This is a genomic window from Streptomyces netropsis (genome assembly GCF_014203545.1).
Taxonomy (GTDB): Bacteria; Actinomycetota; Actinomycetes; order Streptomycetales; family Streptomycetaceae; genus Streptomyces; species Streptomyces netropsis.
Genome location: NZ_JACHJG010000002.1, coordinates 772,495 through 787,975 on the forward strand (window position 1 = coordinate 772,495; position 15,481 = coordinate 787,975).

Genomic DNA, 15,481 nt, shown 5'->3' on the forward strand with positions numbered 1-15,481 from the left:
TCACCTCCCCTTTCCGGTGGCTGTGTCCGTGGTGTTCCCGGCGACGACGGAGGCCGTCACCCGTCCCACGCGGACGAGCGCCTGCGCCGGAAGCGGTGTATCGGTACAGGGCGGCGCCGGCAGCCCGTCCACCGTCAGCGCCAGCAGCGGCACGGCCGCCACCGCGTCGTCCGCGAGGAGGCGGCGCACCAGGTCGGTGTGGACGAGCGTCCCGCCGAACGGCCAGCCGTCGCCGGCGCCCCCCGTCAGCGGATGCAGGAACCGGCGCAGCCCGTCCTCGGCGCGGCGGACCGCACCGACCCGGTCGGCACCGGTGGCGGGCTCCAGCACGATCCGGGCGTCGACGCGCACATAACGGGGCGCGGCGGCGACGACGGTGATGCCCGTGGGGGCGAGCCGGCGCGTGAGGTGCTCCGCCACGGCCGCCAGATCACCCGGGGCGGGGACGGGCGCACCCGGGGTGGCCGGGTCCTCGTCCGGCGGCACCACGTAGACGCCGACCACGCCGGGGAGCCGCGCACCGGGCAGGTCCGGGTGGTGCCCGGGTACGGCGTGGGCGCGGGCGATCCGCGCCCCCGGGGCGCGCAGCGCCAGCAGGGCGTGGTCGGCGGGGGTCACCGCGCGCCCCGCGGTGCGGATCTCGGCGGTGCCCCGGCGCACGGCCGCCGCGAAGGGCTCACCGTCCGTGCCACCCGTCCCCGGCAGCGGGTTGGTCACCGACGCGACACCGGGCACGGCGGTGCGCAGCACGGTGGCGGCCCCGGCGGCCACGGCACCCTGCCGGCCGCCCCCCGTGCGGTAGGCGACGGCCCGGACGTTGCCCACGCCGGGCGGCAGCGCGACGCCGTGGACGCCGTCGCCGAAGGTCAGCACACCGGTCTCCGCGTCCAGGGCGAAGACCCGGTCGGCGGGCCCGGCGCGCTGGAGGTCCGGCACCTCCCGCCACACGGGCAGCGGACTCGTGGCGCCCGGCACCGCCGGGCCGGGCAGCGGGAAGAGCGGCGCCGCGGCGTCGTCCGCGACCGTGACGGTGAGCGAACCCGGCACGACGGGCGTGGCCGCCACCCGCAGCCGCACGCCCGCGTCCTCGTCCTCACCCGGGGCACCGGACGGCGCGGGGCTCAGCACCTCGTCGCGCACCGTGCGCACGGCGGTCGCGAGCACCGTGTGCGGCAGGACGCCGACGAGCCGCGGAGGCTCGGCGTACGCACCGCCGGTGAGGCGGGCCCGCAGCCAGTGGGCCTCGGGCAGATGGGCGCCGCCGGGCGGGCGGCCCGGCCGCCAGCCGTCCGGCAGCCGCAGATGCACGGTCCCGGTGGTGGTGAGGCCGCCGGTGTCGTCCACCAGCACGTCGGCGGCCGCGAAGGAGGTGCCGTCCAGGACGGACCACCGCAGGTGCGGCGGGTCCGGCTCGGACGGTGCCACGGCCCCCCGCACCGCGGAGGCGGGGCCGCCCGGGCGCGGGGCCGCCACGAAGGCGAGGGACAGCCCGCCCGCCGGAGCCTGGGGAGAGGTGAACCCCAGCCACAGCGCGGACCCGGGCGCGGTGGGGGAGCCGAACGGCGCGAAGCCCGCCGCGTGGACCCCCTCACCCGGTGTCACCTCGTCCACCGGGCCGGGCAGGAGGCCGGTCGCGGGCCTGCCGACGGCCACGGTGGCGAGCTCCGCGGGCGAGACCCACATGTCGTCGGTGGTCTCCAGGACCACCTCCGAACCCTCGGGGCCGGGCGCGCCCGCCTGGAAACCCGCGGGCACCTGGACACCGGGCCCGGCGGCCGCCGTCGCGGTCAGCCGCAGCAGGACCCGGGCGGGGGAGGCCGGCAGCGGCGAGAGTCCGGCGATCCGCAGATGCTCGACGAGGAGCTTGGCCGGAAGGCGGTCGACGCGCACCGCCACCGCCTCGGCCATCAGCGCGAACAGCCGTTGCAGGGCGTCCCCGGCGTCGTCGGCACCGGTGCCCGTCCACTCCGGGGTGAACCCGGCGACCCGGGCACGGAGGGCGGCGAGCAGCGCGGCCCGGTCCGCGCCGAGCAGGACGGGCCGGCCGTCCGCGTCGAGCAGCGCGGCGCGGGCGGCACCGGCGGAGAGCGTCCACCACGGCTCGTCCACGCCGGGGGCGACCCGGCCGGCCGGACCGGCGGGCGGGGGAGTGCCACGAGACGAGGCCGGTGTGTTCACGAGGTCACCTCCCGGGGAGCGGATCCGGTGCCCGGCGCGGCGCACACGAGGACGGCGACCGGGCCGGGCAGTTCACCCGGGCGCAGCGGCAGATCGCCGCAGGTTTCGTACGGGCCGTCGTCCAGTGCCACGGCGACGCCCCGCACCGGGGTCCGGTCGCCCGCCGCCGACAGCGCCCGCTCCGCCGCGCGCAGCAGCGTCGAGGGGCGCAGGGCCTTGCCGAACGGCCAGCCGGTGCCCTCGTCGCCCCCGACGAGCGGATCCAGATACCGGCGCAGCGCGGCGCCCACGAGCCGCCGCCGGGCCGCGTCCCGCCCGGGGACGCCGGGTACGAGCGGCACCGGGTCCGCCGGAACCGTCACGCGCACCCGGACCGCCCGGTAGCGCGGCGGGACGGCGTACACCCGGGCGCCCAGCAGCCGCGCCGCCGCCAACCGGGCGCGTACCGCGGCCAGTTCACCCGGGTCGGGGACGGGCAGGGGCACCGCGTCGGGGGCGTCGACGTCGGCCGGGGCGCGCGGCACCCGGGGGACGACAAGGACGCTCACCGCTCCCGGCGCGGTCCGCCCCGGCAGCGCCGGGTCCGCGCCGACCAGGGCGTGGGCGCGGGCGAGGGCCACCCCGGGCGTGGTCAGGGCGAGTTCCTCGTGGTCGGCCGCGGTCACCGCCCGGGTGACGACGGCGAGCGCGGCGGCCGCCCGGCGGCGCGCCGCCGCCGGGCTCTCGGGCTCGGCCCCGCCCTCGGCCGCCACGAGCGCCCGCGCGGTGCACGGGGCGCCGGGGGGTTCGACGTCCGAGGGGTCGCCGGTGAACACCCAGTCCCCGGGCGGTACAGGCCCGCCCGCCGTGCGCCGCGGCCCGGGCCGGGTCAGCGCGGCCAGGGCGGGGAAGGCCAGCAGCGCCGCCGGTGCGACGGCCGGGGCGCCGGGCCCCGGGGCCGGGTCCGCCCCGCCGTTGCCGAGCGGCCCGCCTCCCAACCGGTACACCGCGCGCAGCACCTCACCCGTTCCCGAGGTGTCGGGGCGGGGAACGCGACCGGTGAGCCCGTCGCCGAAGCGCAGCGCCCCGGCCGCCCGGTCCACGGTGAACACCCGGTCCAGCGGACCGCTGAACGCCAGGTCCGGCACCGCCGCCCAGTCCCGCGGCCGCCCCGTCCCGGCGTCGTCCGCCTCGCGCAGCGTGAACCGCTCCACGTCGACCAGCCGCCCGGCGGCGTCACCCGGCAGCAGCACCACGGGGCCGGGCAGCGGCGGGGTGTCCGCGAGCTGACGGACCACCGGCCCGCCCGCGCCCTCCGACAGCCGCACGCGCCCGGCGTGCCGGGCGGGGACACAGTGCGGGACCAGCCGCAGCAGCCGGGGTGGCGCGGCGAAGGTGGCGGCGGTCGTGGACAGCGTCAGCTCCCGCTCGTCGCCCGCTGCCGTCCCCGGCAGCCGCAGCCGCACCAGGCCGGAGCGGCGCAACCCGCCGGTACCGTCCGACACCGCCCGGTCGGGCAGCCGCAGCGGCCGGCCGACGGGCCCGTACGCCCAGTCCAGCCGCGCCGGCGGCGGCACGTCCGGGTTCGCTCCGGCGGCCCACCCGTCGGGCACCGGGACCCCGCCCCAGGGCCCGGCAGGCCGCTCGAGCACCAGCAACAACGACAGCGTTCCCCCGTCGGGGAAGCCCTCCCCGTCCACGGACAGCCGCAGCCGCACCCGTGACGGTTCGCCGTGGGGACCGGCCAGCGGCACGGGCCGGCCCGCCGCCAGGTCCGCGGTCCGGTCCGCGTCCCGTACGGACAGCCCGGTGACCCGCACCGGCAGGACGTCCAGGTCCCCGTCGAGGAAGAAATCGGTACCCCGACCCGGCTCCCGTCCGAACGACGCGCCCTCGCGCACCCGCAACCGCGCCCCCGGCCGCTCCGGGATCACCTGAAGCACCGTCACCGCGGCGGTGGCCGGGGCGGGCCCCGGCACGCCCAGCAGCCGCAGCACCGCGTGCGTCACCGCGTCCGGCACCCGGTCGAGCCGGAAGACCTGCTGCTCCAGCAGATACGCCTGGAGCTCCAGCAGCGTCATCCCCGGGTCGACGGGGGCGTGCAGCGTCCACCGCCCCGCGGACTCCGCGGCGATCCGCGAGCGGACCGCGTCCATCAGGTCGGCCCAGGTCAGGTCGTCCAGCCGCAGCGGCGCCAGGGTCATGGCTGCTCACCCCCGCCGGTCCCGCCCACCAGGCCCGCACCGCCGTCCAGGTAGTAGGGGAAGACGAGACTCTCGTGCCGGCCCGTCGCCCGGACCCGGTAGTCGACGGTGACCGTCACCCGCCACTCCTCGCCCGGCCGCGGCCGGGCCCGCACCTCCACCACGGCGGCCCGCGGCTCGAAGTCGCGGATCGCCACCCGCACCGAGTCCTCCAGCTCGCCCAGGGTCCGGCCGCTGCCGGGCGCGAACACCAGCTCCGGCGCCCGGGTGCCCAGCGACGGCCTCATCACCCGCTCGCCCAACGCGGTGCGCACCAGCACCAGCAGACAGTCCCGGACGCTCTCCTCCCCGGCCGCGTACGGCAGCCGCCCCGAGGCGTCCGGCAGCAACGGGAAGCGCCAGCCCCGGCCGAGGAACGCCTCCGCCCCGCTCACAACGCCACCTGCACCGTCGTCGACATGGGCGGCGGGCCGGGCGCGGGAACGGCCGGACCGGTCACCCCCGGCGTGGCGACCGGGTGGGTGTGCCCCACGAACCAGGGCAGGAACGTCTCCCACGGGATCGCGTGCTGCACGGCCCCCGTCCCCAGCCGCACCTGCGGCGCGTCCAGCGTCACCGAACCGCCCTTGACCGTGACCGGCCCGGGGCCCGCGCTGATCTCCACCGCGCCGTCCGCGGTCACCTTCACCGTGCCCCCGGACGCGGTACGCACCACCACCGAACCGCCCGTGTCGTCCAACTCGACGCGGTGCCCCGCCGCCGACGTCAGCCGCACCGACTCCTTGCCCGGACTGTCGTCGAGGACCAATCGGTGCCCGTGCCGGGTCCGCAGCAGCTTCTCGTCCCGTCCGGCCTCGCGGGAGGTGGGCGGCTTGGCCTTGCCGTTGTAGACGCTGCCGAGGACCACCGGGCACCGCATGTCCCCGTGGTAGAAGGCGACCAGCACCGCGTCGCCCACCTCCGGCACGAAGCTCGTGCCGTACCCGCCGCCCGCGTAGGGCTGCGCCACCGGAGCCCAGTCGGTGATCGTCGTGTCGTCGAACCAGGGCAGGCTCACCCGTACCCGGCACTCCTTCTCCGGGTCGCCCTCGACCTTCTCCACCACACCCGGGGTCACCCCGAAGTACCGCTTGTCCACCGCCGGTCCCACCGTCGTCATCCCGTGTCACCGCCCCTCGGACGTGCGCCGCGCCTCGAACGAGGTGAGGAAGCCGGCGGAGTTGAAGGAGTGCGACACCTTGGTCGTGTAGTAGGTGCCGCCGAACCGGGACCCGACCCCGCCGATCCGCAGGGTGTCCCCCGGCACCAGGTCCGGCACCCCGGCCAGCTGCCCGGCACAGGTGACGAAGGCGTACGACCTGCCGCGCAGCACGCTCACCGCCAGCGCCCGGGCCTCCTCCTCGGAGATCACCGGCCGGTCCACGATGACCTCCTCGCGGTCCCCCATCTCCTCCGCGGCCGCCGCCGGTCCGCTGCGCCCGGCGTCCCGCTCCGCCTGCAGATCGGCCTGGGTCGCCCGGCCCACGATCGGCCTCTTCGTCCGCGGGTCCCAGCCGCGCACCGTCACCTTGGCCACCTGACCCGACAGGGTGAGGGTCGGCCGGAACGAGATCAGATTGGGCGCGGGGGCGTGCCGCGGGGCCTCGCCCACCTCCGCCCGCCCCGACCGGGCGCCCCGGGCCAGCACCGCGTACCACAGGTCGAAGGTACGGGTCGTACGGGCCGTCGAGCCCGCCCGCCCGTCGGCGGGGGAGACGAAGTACAGCTTCTCCTGACCGGTCACCGGGTCCGGTGCCACGAAGCACTCCCGGTCGATGCCCTTCGCCCGTTCCAGCAGGAACGCCACATCGTCCTGGTTCTTCTGCATCACCACCGGGTGCACCACGCCCTCCCGCTCGGCCACCAGGGGCAGGTCGTGCCGCTGGGCGACGATCTCCGCGATCTGCCAGTCGGCCTTGTTCTCGAACTGCTTGTCCTCGTCCGCCCGCGGCTTACGGGCCTTCATCCGCGTCGTACGGTCCTGGCAGGCGATCTGCAGCGTCGGCGGCCCGGAGGAAGGGAAATCCGGCTGAACCGTGTTGACCTGACCCTTCGCCACCACCGGCGGCCGGCCCGCCGCGGTGTACCCCAGCCGGACCTCCACCAGCTGGCCGGGGGCGAAGTGCGCCGGGTCGTCGAACCGCAGCCGGTGGTGCTCCTCGTCCCAATTGCTCAGCGTCAGCGAGAACGTCCCCGTCTTGTCCAGCTCCCGCACCACCTGGATGTCCAGCACGCACTCCCGCATCTGCCGGGCGATCTCCGCCCCGTCCATCGCGACCTCGAAACAGGGGGCGTACGTGTCCTCGGGCAGCGGCGTCGCCACCGTGCCGTACGGGGTCGCCATCGCCCCTCACCCCCGGTCCAGTGCGGGCACGACCAGCGCCGTCCCCGGAACCAGTGCCCGTGGATCGGTGACGGCGTTCGCCGCGGCCAGCTCCCGCCAGCGCGTGGCGTCCCGGTACACCGCGGCCGCGATCGAGGAGAGCGTGTCACCGCGCCGCACCGTCCACACCTTCTCCACCGTCGGCGACGTCAACGCCGTCGTCAGCTGCTGCTCCGCCGCCGTCCGGAACTCCTTCAGCGACAGCGACACCTTGGCCCGGGTGGGGGTGCCGTCCAGGTCGAACAGCACGTAGGTGACCGACAGACTGTCCACCACCCCGGTGAAGGCGGGGTTCGCACCCCACGCGAACGTCACCACCGGAGGCGCGTGCGTGGCGCCGCCCCGGACCGTCAGCGACTGGAAGTCGTCCAGCCACCGCTTCTGCACATCGCGGCGCCCCGGGCCCGACTCCTCCGCCGCGTCGACCAGCGCGTCCAGCTTCAGCGTCCGCGCACCACCACGGACGAACTGCAACGGCGGCGCGTCCAGACCCGGGATGCCGATCTCGGCGAACGTCACCGCCTTGGACACCGCGTACTCCGTCGGATTGAGCGGCAGCGTCAACAGCGGGGCCGCGGACCCGGCCGCGGCGCCGGGCGGCCGCACGGTCAGCGTCGCCAGCGTCGGAGCCGCCCGGTCCCGCCCGGGCAGGGTGCCCGGTGCCCCCGGAGGAACGGTCATCACACACCCCCGCAGCAGCCGGGCGCCGGCGCGTGTCCGGCCGAGGGGTCGTGTCCGGCCTCCTCGCCGACCAGGGACGCCTCACGCGCCAGCAGCCGGCCGCGCGCCCGCACGCCCTCCTGCCGCTGCGACCACTCCCGGATGTGCTCCGCGAAGAGCCGGGCGAAGACCGCCGTGTCGTCGCCGCCGACCTCGAAGTCGACGGAAAGGTGATGGATGGTCAACATCGCTCGCTCCCGAACCCGATCCCGAAATCCCACGTCTTTTTGGATCCCCGCCGCCCGCCCCCGGGCCCCTCACCCCAGCCCCGGCACCGCCTGGTCCACGGCCAGCAGCCCCTCGTGCGCGATCTCCAACTGCTCCACCGCCACCTCGCTGCGCTCCGCGTGCAGATCCGGCCCCGTCCACTTGGAGGCCAGCCCCCCGCGGAACGCCCACACCGCGCCGGGCACCCCGGCCCCGTCGAGGAGCACCACCGCACCACTGCGCCGCGCCCCCAGCGGATTGCCGAGCCCTGCCCGGTACCAGGACCACAGCGCCGTCCCCCGGGCCACCCCGCGGTGCAGCACCAGCCGGTTCCAGGAGTGGCGCACCGGGAGCTGCCGGACCCGGTCGTTGACCCCGCCCTCCGGATAAGCCGTCACCTCCAGCTGCGCGCCCAACCCGGTGACCTGCTGGAACGCGCCCTGGGCGGTCAGCGGCAGCAACGCCGCCTGCTCGGGTGGCAGATGCGCCGCGGCCGGGCCGAGCACCACCAGGAAGCGGTACTTCGGCAGCGGGTCGGTGAAGAACTCCAGCGTCGGCTCGCTCACCCCTCCACCACCTCCAGCCGGTCCCGCCCGCGCAGCAGCAGCCGGATCGCGATGAACTCCATCGGGGCCGCCGGAGCCACCTCCACCTGACAGACCACCACTCCGGCCGCCCGGGAGGCGGGCGGGTTGAGCCCGTCGTCGCACCGGACCCTGAACGCCTCGGCCGCCCGCTCCCCGGCCAGCGCCCCCGCCTCGAACAGCCCGAGCAGCACCTCGGTCAGCCCCTGGACCAGCAGCAGCCGCAGACCCGGGGTGTCGGGCTCGAAGAGCAGGGGCGCGGCCACCTCCCGGAAGGCCCGCACCAGTTGGTGCACGAGCCTGCGGTGGGCGATGAACCAGCCGAGCCCCACACCCTCGGCCCGGGCCTGCTCCACCGCCGTACGACCACCCCAGACGACCGGTCCCCGGCCCGGCGGGCAGCGCAGCAGATTGGCCCCCGAGGCGTAGACGGCCGCTTCCAGATCGGGTCGCAGCACCAGCGCCAGATCGGTCACGTCCTCCAAGGAGACATTGGCCGGTGTCGCGAACGCCCCGCGCTCACGGTCCAGCCGCGCCGTGCTCCCCGCCACGTGGCCGGAGGCCGGCACGGTCCGCAGGCCCGGGCGTCCCGCCGCCGAGGGGTCGAGGACCCGCAGCGGCGGCCAGTGGACGGCACAGGCCTGGAGCCGTGACGCGTCGTGCCGCAGGCGCAGCGCCTCCATCCACGCGGCGACCCTCCCCACCGCCGTGGCGGGGTCGGAGGTCACCGCGGCGCCCAGCGGCGGGTCGAGCAGGGCCAGCCGGTCCAGCTCCGCCGCGCACCCCTCGACCAGTAGGTCGACCAGGGCCTCCCGACGTGCCGGTGCGATGCCCGACCGGTCCAGATCGGGCAGGGCCAGCAGGGCCGGCTCGGGCAGGTCCACCAGGGTCCGCACCGCGGTGGCGTAGGCGTCGGCGAGGGCGTCGCCGTCCACCGGGCCGCCCGGGGCGGGTGCGCCGCCGGTCAGGGTGACCCGGTGCGTCCCCGAGCGCGGGGGCGGGCCGTCCGGGCCGGTCGGGCCGGTCCGTGGGACGGGGACCAGGCGGATCAGCCGGGAACCCTCCCCGACCGCACCGGGCAGCGCCGACAGCGGCAGCCAGCCGAACGACTCGGGCGTCTCCTCGGGCGCCTCGACGCGTACCAGGACCTCCGGCCGCCGGTCGGCGCGGGCCGGGCGGTGCCGGACCGTCACCCGGGTGCCGTCGGCCCAGCCGCCCGGGGACGCCGCGTCGATCCGGCAGTCGTCCGGACCGAACGGCGAGGTCACCCCGGCCGGCCAGGGGGACCGCGCGGCGAGCGCGCCCGCCCCTTCCGTACGGATCACCCACAGGGCGGTGCCGCCGTTGGCGAAGAACCCCCGCACCCCGTGCGGCAGGTCGAGTCCGGTGACCGGCCCGCCGAAGACCGCGGCGTACGCGGCCGGGTCCGTCACACGGACCGGGACGCCGACCGGCCCGCGCCGGGCGCGGCCCGCGAAGGCGGCCACGTCGGTGCGGAGCGGCTGTTCGGGTTCGGCCGCCGCCGCGGCCGTGGCGGTGAGCCCGGGCAGCGGCGGGTCGGCGGGCGGGGACGGATCCAGGGCGGGTACGGGCATGGCCGGCTCCCGGTCAGACGTCGATCTGGAGGTCTTCGACGACGATTTCGAGGGTTTCCATCGCGATCTCGTTCTTGGTCGCGCCGAGCGAGGGACCGGTGTACTTCACCGGCCAGCCGCGGTCGAAGTTCCAGCGCATGACCGGCTTGCGGTTCTCGTCCAGGAGCAGGATCGATCCCGGGGCCCGGAGCGTCTGGCCGTTCATCGACTTCTTGATCCAGTTCCAGAACTCCGGGTGGCCGGTGATGCCCCGCTTCAGCGTCAGGTTGGAGAACTTCTTCAGCCCCGGGACCTTGCGCACCCGGATGTCCTCGCTGCCGTTGCGGTAGTCGATCGGCTGGATGTCGACCGTGAGCCCGGAGACCTCGGTGAAGGACGCCTGGACGTCCTGGCCCTCGGGGGCGACGCCGACGACCTGGACGAGGAAGTTGTAGGCACCGTACGGATCGTCACGTTGGGTGGGTGGCATGGCCGTCCCCTGTCTGTCGCTGACGGGAGTGGAGCGGGCCCGGCGCCGGTGGCGGCGGTCAGGCGGTGATGATGGATTCGCGGGTCGCCTGCTGGATCCGGACGATCACGAACTCGGCGGGGAAGACGGGCGCGATCCCGACCTGGCAGACCAGCCGGCCCTGGGCGAGGTCGTCCTCGGTCATCGTGGTCCGGTCGCAGATCACGTAGAACGCCTCCTCCGGAGTGGTGCCGGCCAGTGCGCCGGTGTTCCAGACCGAGGTGAGGAAGCTGCCGACGCTCTGTCGTACGGAGTCCCACAACGGCTCGGCGTTGGGCTCGAAGACCACCCACTGCAGGCCCTCGTCGAGCGACTCCTCGATGAAGAGGAACAGCCGGCGGACGTTGACGTACCGCCAGCGGGTGTCGGACGACAGCGTCCGCGCCCCCCACACCCGTCGGCCCAGGTTGGGGAAGGCCCGCAGGACGTTGATGCCGACGGGGTTGAGGGTGTCCTGCTCGCGCCGGGTGACGTCCGCCGCCAGCCCCTCGACGGGGACGATGCCGCGCACCACCGTGTTGGCCGGCGCCTTGTGCACGCCCCGTTCCACGTCCGTCCGGGCGTAGACGCCCATCAGGTGCCCCGACGGGGGCGCGGCCGTGGCGCCGGCCGCCGTGGGATCCGGCACCCGCAGCCAGGGGTAGTACAGGGCGGCCCGGTCGGTGGACAGGGGTTCGCGGAAGTCCCTGATCTCCTCCAGAGTGGCGTCGGGAGGCCCGTCGAAGACGGCGAACCGGTCACCGAGGGTCTCGCAGTGCGTGGTGAGGGCGTCGAGGACCGTACGGTTCGAGACGCCGGGCACCGCGCAGACGGCCACCTCGTCGATGTCCTCGAGCGCCTGGATGCCGGTACGGCTGCCGCTGCCCCCGTCGACGCCGATGTAGTCGGCGGCGGTGAGTCCGGCGCTGCCGGCGCTGGTGCCGCCGACGAGGTGGAGGGTGGCGAGCGGACGGTCGGGGTCGGTCCTGGAGAGCTGTTTCGCCAGGGTCTGCGGCAGCGGGTCGTCGCCGACCGTGAGCGTGACGAACGCGTCCGGGTCCGCGTCGACGGCCGCCGCCAGCTCGGCGAGACCCGCGGCGGGCGGGGCGGTCGCGGGGGGCACGGTCCTGGTCGACGGGGGAGCGCCGGGCGCCGCCTCGACGACATCGAGCCGGAAGCCGGCGAGCAGGGCGAGGACGTCGCCCTTGACGGCCGCGTGAGCGGGTGGACGGTCCAGCGTGACGGTGGATTCGGTGGTGCCGCGGACGACCGACACGACGGTGTGGAGGCTGGGTTCGTGGGCCGGGTCGGCGGGCAGGAGGGCGACGGTGTTCCCCTGGGCCAGTCGGCCCGGGGCGCCGATGATCACGGTCGCCGGGGGCGTGCCCGTGGGGGCCGTGGCCGGTGCCACCACGGCGAAGGCAGCCGACCGCGGGGCCCGCAGGACGGCGTGCAGACTGTTGCCGCCCTCCCCGGCCTGCCGTGCTTCCGCCTTGAGGACGGGCTCGGGCGGGGTGGCTCCGTCGTCGAGCTCCTTGACGGCCTTGGCGCCGCCGGCCGGTACGACCCGCTTGACGTACAGCCGTTGCCCGCCGTTGTCGAAGAACCCCTTCACGGCCAGCGGCAGCAGCCAGTAGTGCAGGCCGTTCCCGTCGCCGGTGCCGGGGGCGGGCGGGGTGAGGAAGCCGCCGAAGAGCCGGTGGAAGTCCAGCAGGCTCGTCACCAGCTTGGGCTTGCCCGTCTCCGGGCCCCGGGCCGTCACCCCGACCACGCCGGCGGTGCTGGTGGCCACGCCGGTGATGGGCCGTGGGCCGGTGGAGATCTCCTCGATGTAGACGCCTGGGCTGAGGTATTCGGGCATCGGGCTTCCTCCACTACGGGATCTCGACGAGGTGCTCGGTTCCGCTGATGTCCGCCGCGGTCAGGTGGACCGTCGCCTCGGGGCCGCCACCGTGGGCGGGCTCCGCGGCCGCCGTGACGGTGAACCACTCCGGCTCCGGCGCCGCCTGCCCGGCCGGCCGGGGCTTGCTGCCGGGGCGCCGCAGCGGCAGCCGGAACCTGCCGTCCGCCGCGGTCGCCGCGTACTCCGACCACGGCGGCAGGACCCGGGGCAGATAACCGTCCCCCGTGCGGGCCCGGCCGGTCAGCGCCGCCCCGGCCACGTCCGTGCCCCAGGTGCGCCGTACCCGTCCGCGCAGCAGCCGGGTGCCGGGCGGGAACGGGTAGGCCGGCAGCGGATACAGCCGCACACGCGTCACCGGGGGCACCGTGGTCGACGGGGCGTCGAACTCCACTCCTTCCGGGTGCTCCGCGTCCAGCAGATACGGCGACAGGAGCCGGATCCGCATCCTCCGTACGCCGTGCGGTCCGCCGGACGCGGTCCGGCGGGGCGCCGCCAGGGACGGCAGCACGATCGCACCGGTGGCCGTCGTCACCACCCGTACGTCCTCCTCCGCCTCCCACCGCCCGCCGCCGAGGCTCCGTTCGACCACGGCCACCACCCGCAGGGTGGGCGGACGCCCGGTGAAGGCGTCCTCGGGCACCAGGCAGACCGGGCCCGGCACGACCCGTACGGTGTCGATCGCCCCGCCGCCCGTCACGGCCGTCCCCCCACCGGAGGCGGGCCCTGCCCGACGCCGACCTCCGCCTCGGTGACGGCGGACCGGTCGGAGACGTCCCGGGAGTCGAGGTTGACCACCCGGACCTCGTAGTTGAGGGAGAGCCGGTACGGCTGGGCGATGGCCCACCACACCTTCGCCCGCTCGTCGAGCGACAGCGGAGCCAGCCGGAGCTTCAGGGACTCCCCGGCCGCGGCCACGCTGTTGCTCTCCGCGGCCGGGACGAGCGAGGGTCCCTGCAGAACGGCGTCGTCGTAGAGCGCCCGCACGGCACGGCCCAGCATCCGTTGCTGCGCGTCCGGGGTGCCACCGGTCGGAACGAGCAGATAGCGCAACAGCAGGGCCATGGCGGCCCGTCGGCGCTCCTGCCGGACCGCGCCGGTGACCGGGTCCTCCACCAGCGTGTGCCGGTCCGGGCGGTTGCGCGCGCTGGGGTCCTCGGCGACCTCGTAGAGGAAGAGTTCCAATCCGAGCCCACCAGGGGAGCCCGGCTGTCTGCCGATGAGGTCGACCAACCGCACCGTGGGCTCGGAGCCGGGCTCCCGTACGGCCTCGGTCAGCACCCTCAGCAGGATGTCGGACACATCGGCGATCACGTCGTGACTGCCCACAGCGATCACCCCCCTGGACACACGGCCGGGCGCCTGCCGAAGCCACCCGGCGACACGGCGGCCGGGAGCACCGGCCACCAGCGAGACTACGGATGCCGGGGCTCCTGCTCTTCCGGGGAATCCCTTGGTTGTACCCCTGGGTCCCGTGGGCTTCCCGGTAGCCGTGGTCCCGCCGGTGGCCGGGAGGAGCGGCGTACCGCCGACGAGCGCGGGTACGCGGCGCGTATGGACACCCACGTGAAGTCTCCTCCCGCACCGGCGCCGAACCACGCGACGCCATGTTTGGGCACTCCCCGACGGGTAACGCGGTGGGCGAGGCCGATATGACGAACACAGCGCAGGGCTCCGACGCTTCGGGGAACGGCGCGGGGAAGAAGCGGAGCCCGGAACGGGGGCGCCCGCCGTCCGCCGTGGAAATCCTGCGGCTCGCCCGGGCACAGTTCGCCGAACTCACCGACACACAGCCGGAGTCGGTCTCCTCCTTCGAACGCGTGGAGGACGGCTGGGTCGTCCGGGTCGAGGTCCTCGAACTCGCCCGGGTCCCCGACACGATGAGCCTGCTCGCGACCTACGAAGTCATGCTCGGGCCGGACGGCGAGCTCACCACGTACCAGCGCGTCCGGCGCTACGAGCGCGGGAAAGCGGACCCCTCCTAGCGGCTTGGTCCCATCAGCCGCAGGACGTCACGCCCGTCCCGCGCACACCGACCAGCCAAAGGAGGACCGGACGACATGACGGTTGTTCCGGCACAGCAAGGCCGCGGTGGCGGCGGTACCAGTGGACTCTACGACGTCCTGGAACTCGTCCTCGACCGAGGTCTCGTGATCGACGCCTTCGTGCGGGTCTCGCTCGTCGGCATCGAGATCCTGAAGATCGACATACGGGTCGTCGTCGCGAGCGTCGACACCTATCTGCGGTTCGCCGAGGCGTGCAACCGACTCGACCTGGAAGCCGGCCCGAACCGCAGCCCGGGGCTGCCGGAGATCGTGGGCGACATGACCGAGTCCGGGGCCCGCGGCAAGACCAAGGGCGCGCTGTCGGGCGCCGCCCAGACCGTCTCGGACGCCTTCCAGCAGGCCCGTGACGAGGGCGGGAGCCGGTCGGAAGCCAAACCTCGCACCCGGCGCACCGCTTCGAACCGCAGGAAGGAGGAGCAGGAGTGAGTACCTACGTCTACGGCATCGCCCACCGCTCGCACCCCCGCCCCGACACGGAGCTCGCCGGTGTCGGCGACCCGCCGCGACCGGTCCGCACCCTGGCCGAGGGGGAGCTCATCGCGCTGGTCAGCGACGCGCCCGAGGATCTCCGGCCCAAGCGCCGGGACCTGCTGGCCCATCAGCGCGTCCTCACCCACGCCGCCGCCGGGGGCCCGGTACTGCCGATGCGGTTCGGCGGCGTCTCGCCCGACGACGCCTCGGTGAAGTCGGTGCTGGCCGACCGCGCGGAGCACTTCGAGGAGCGGCTCACGGCCCTCCACGACAAGGTCGAGTACAACGTGAAGGCCTCGCACGACGAAGACGTCGTGCTGCACCAGGTGCTCGCCGACAACGCCGAGCTGCGGGCCCTGACCGAGGCCAACCGGGCCGCGGGAGGCGGCACCTACGAGCAGAAGATCCAGCTCGGCGAACGCATCGTGGCCGCCGTCCAGCAGCGCGAGACGCGCGACGCCGAACTGGTCCACGACACGCTCATGGGCATCGCCGCGGCCGTCAGCCGCGGCCCCGCGTCCACCGGCTGGCTGGTGAGCGTCTCGTGCCTGGTCGCCCGTGCCGACACGGCCCGGTTCCTCGCCGCCGTCGACCGGCTGACCAAGGAGAACCCCCAGCTCGAGGTGCGGCTCAGCGATCCGCTCCCGCCCTACAGCTTCGTGGAGTGA

The 15,481-nt window shown here is 75.4% G+C and carries 16 protein-coding genes; 3 read left to right on the forward strand and 13 right to left on the reverse strand.

Translation table 11 applies throughout. The features are described from left to right. The 13 genes from FHS38_RS07635 to FHS38_RS07695 all read right to left on the reverse strand — a co-directional run bounded on the left by FHS38_RS07635 (position 1) and on the right by FHS38_RS07695 (position 13,605). Positions 1-2,178, reverse strand: coding sequence for a putative baseplate assembly protein (locus FHS38_RS07635; RefSeq protein ID WP_221494675.1), 2,178 nt, complete (start codon positions 2,176-2,178; stop codon positions 1-3). Then, the gene (locus tag FHS38_RS07640) at positions 2,175-4,361 is read right to left on the reverse strand and encodes a baseplate J/gp47 family protein (protein WP_184732102.1); all 2,187 of its coding nucleotides are present in this window, start codon (positions 4,359-4,361) and stop codon (positions 2,175-2,177) included. Before FHS38_RS07640 ends, FHS38_RS07635 begins: the two co-directional genes overlap by 4 nt. Further along, positions 4,358-4,795 (reverse strand): GPW/gp25 family protein, encoded by a 438-nt coding sequence (locus FHS38_RS07645; protein WP_184732104.1) that lies wholly within the window; start codon positions 4,793-4,795, stop codon positions 4,358-4,360. Before FHS38_RS07645 ends, FHS38_RS07640 begins: the two co-directional genes overlap by 4 nt. After that, positions 4,792-5,520, reverse strand: a complete 729-nt coding sequence (locus FHS38_RS07650; protein ID WP_184732106.1) for a phage baseplate assembly protein V — start codon at positions 5,518-5,520, stop codon at positions 4,792-4,794. Before FHS38_RS07650 ends, FHS38_RS07645 begins: the two co-directional genes overlap by 4 nt. Positions 5,521-5,526: 6 nt before the next feature. Next, positions 5,527-6,744, reverse strand: a complete 1,218-nt coding sequence (locus FHS38_RS07655) for a phage late control D family protein (RefSeq protein WP_184732109.1) — start codon at positions 6,742-6,744, stop codon at positions 5,527-5,529. 6 nt (positions 6,745-6,750) lie between these two features. Next, positions 6,751-7,464, reverse strand: coding sequence for a CIS tube protein (locus FHS38_RS07660; RefSeq protein ID WP_221494676.1), 714 nt, complete (start codon positions 7,462-7,464; stop codon positions 6,751-6,753). After that, on the reverse strand, positions 7,464-7,691 hold the full coding sequence (locus tag FHS38_RS07665; protein WP_184732111.1) for a putative phage tail protein: 228 nt from the start codon (positions 7,689-7,691) through the stop codon (positions 7,464-7,466). The genes FHS38_RS07660 and FHS38_RS07665 overlap by 1 nt, the downstream gene beginning before the upstream one ends. Before the next feature lie 69 nt (positions 7,692-7,760). Then, positions 7,761-8,276 carry a phage tail protein gene (locus FHS38_RS07670; protein WP_268246228.1) on the reverse strand — a complete coding sequence of 172 codons (516 nt, stop codon included), beginning with the start codon at positions 8,274-8,276 and terminating at the stop codon, positions 7,761-7,763. Next, positions 8,273-9,889, reverse strand: coding sequence for a phage tail sheath subtilisin-like domain-containing protein (locus FHS38_RS34810; RefSeq protein WP_221494677.1), 1,617 nt, complete (start codon positions 9,887-9,889; stop codon positions 8,273-8,275). The genes FHS38_RS07670 and FHS38_RS34810 overlap by 4 nt, the downstream gene beginning before the upstream one ends. Before the next feature lie 13 nt (positions 9,890-9,902). After that, entirely contained in the window at positions 9,903-10,358 is a 456-nt protein-coding gene (locus tag FHS38_RS07680; RefSeq protein ID WP_184732114.1) for a phage tail protein, read from the reverse strand. A gap of 58 nt (positions 10,359-10,416) precedes the next feature. After that, a complete protein-coding gene (locus FHS38_RS07685) occupies positions 10,417-12,237 on the reverse strand; it encodes a phage tail sheath family protein (RefSeq protein WP_229822762.1) in 1,821 nt (606 codons plus the stop codon). A gap of 13 nt (positions 12,238-12,250) precedes the next feature. Next, positions 12,251-12,976: a hypothetical protein gene (locus FHS38_RS07690; RefSeq protein ID WP_184732116.1), complete on the reverse strand. Its 726-nt coding sequence runs from the start codon at positions 12,974-12,976 to the stop codon at positions 12,251-12,253. After that, complete coding sequence (locus FHS38_RS07695; protein WP_184732120.1) at positions 12,973-13,605, reverse strand: Pvc16 family protein; 633 nt, start codon at positions 13,603-13,605, stop codon at positions 12,973-12,975. The genes FHS38_RS07690 and FHS38_RS07695 overlap by 4 nt, the downstream gene beginning before the upstream one ends. Before the next feature lie 323 nt (positions 13,606-13,928). On the opposite strand from FHS38_RS07695, the gene FHS38_RS07700 reads away from it, so the two are divergent. The 3 genes from FHS38_RS07700 (at position 13,929) to FHS38_RS07710 (ending at position 15,481) form a co-directional block, all read left to right on the forward strand. After that, positions 13,929-14,261 (forward strand): gas vesicle protein GvpO, encoded by a 333-nt coding sequence (locus FHS38_RS07700; protein ID WP_184732121.1) that lies wholly within the window; start codon positions 13,929-13,931, stop codon positions 14,259-14,261. Between the two features lie 75 nt (positions 14,262-14,336). Further along, a complete protein-coding gene (locus tag FHS38_RS07705; RefSeq protein WP_184732123.1) occupies positions 14,337-14,768 on the forward strand; it encodes a gas vesicle structural protein GvpA in 432 nt (143 codons plus the stop codon). After that, entirely contained in the window at positions 14,765-15,481 is a 717-nt protein-coding gene (locus FHS38_RS07710; protein WP_184732125.1) for a GvpL/GvpF family gas vesicle protein, read from the forward strand. Before FHS38_RS07705 ends, FHS38_RS07710 begins: the two co-directional genes overlap by 4 nt.

Excerpts from the sequence above, each read along its gene's own strand:
- FHS38_RS07640 (WP_184732102.1), bottom strand. The coding sequence starts at position 4,361 with ATGACCCTGGCGCCGCTGCGGCTGGACGACCTGACCTGGGCCGACCTG.
- FHS38_RS07650 (WP_184732106.1), bottom strand. The coding sequence starts at position 5,520 with ATGACGACGGTGGGACCGGCGGTGGACAAGCGGTACTTCGGGGTGACC.
- FHS38_RS07655 (WP_184732109.1), bottom strand. The coding sequence starts at position 6,744 with ATGGCGACCCCGTACGGCACGGTGGCGACGCCGCTGCCCGAGGACACG.
- FHS38_RS07660 (WP_221494676.1), bottom strand. The coding sequence starts at position 7,464 with ATGACCGTTCCTCCGGGGGCACCGGGCACCCTGCCCGGGCGGGACCGG.
- FHS38_RS07665 (WP_184732111.1), bottom strand. The coding sequence starts at position 7,691 with ATGTTGACCATCCATCACCTTTCCGTCGACTTCGAGGTCGGCGGCGAC.
- FHS38_RS34810 (WP_221494677.1), bottom strand. The coding sequence starts at position 9,889 with ATGCCCGTACCCGCCCTGGATCCGTCCCCGCCCGCCGACCCGCCGCTG.
- FHS38_RS07680 (WP_184732114.1), bottom strand. The coding sequence starts at position 10,358 with ATGCCACCCACCCAACGTGACGATCCGTACGGTGCCTACAACTTCCTC.
- FHS38_RS07685 (WP_229822762.1), bottom strand. The coding sequence starts at position 12,237 with ATGCCCGAATACCTCAGCCCAGGCGTCTACATCGAGGAGATCTCCACC.
- FHS38_RS07700 (WP_184732121.1), top strand. The coding sequence starts at position 13,929 with ATGACGAACACAGCGCAGGGCTCCGACGCTTCGGGGAACGGCGCGGGG.
- FHS38_RS07705 (WP_184732123.1), top strand. The coding sequence starts at position 14,337 with ATGACGGTTGTTCCGGCACAGCAAGGCCGCGGTGGCGGCGGTACCAGT.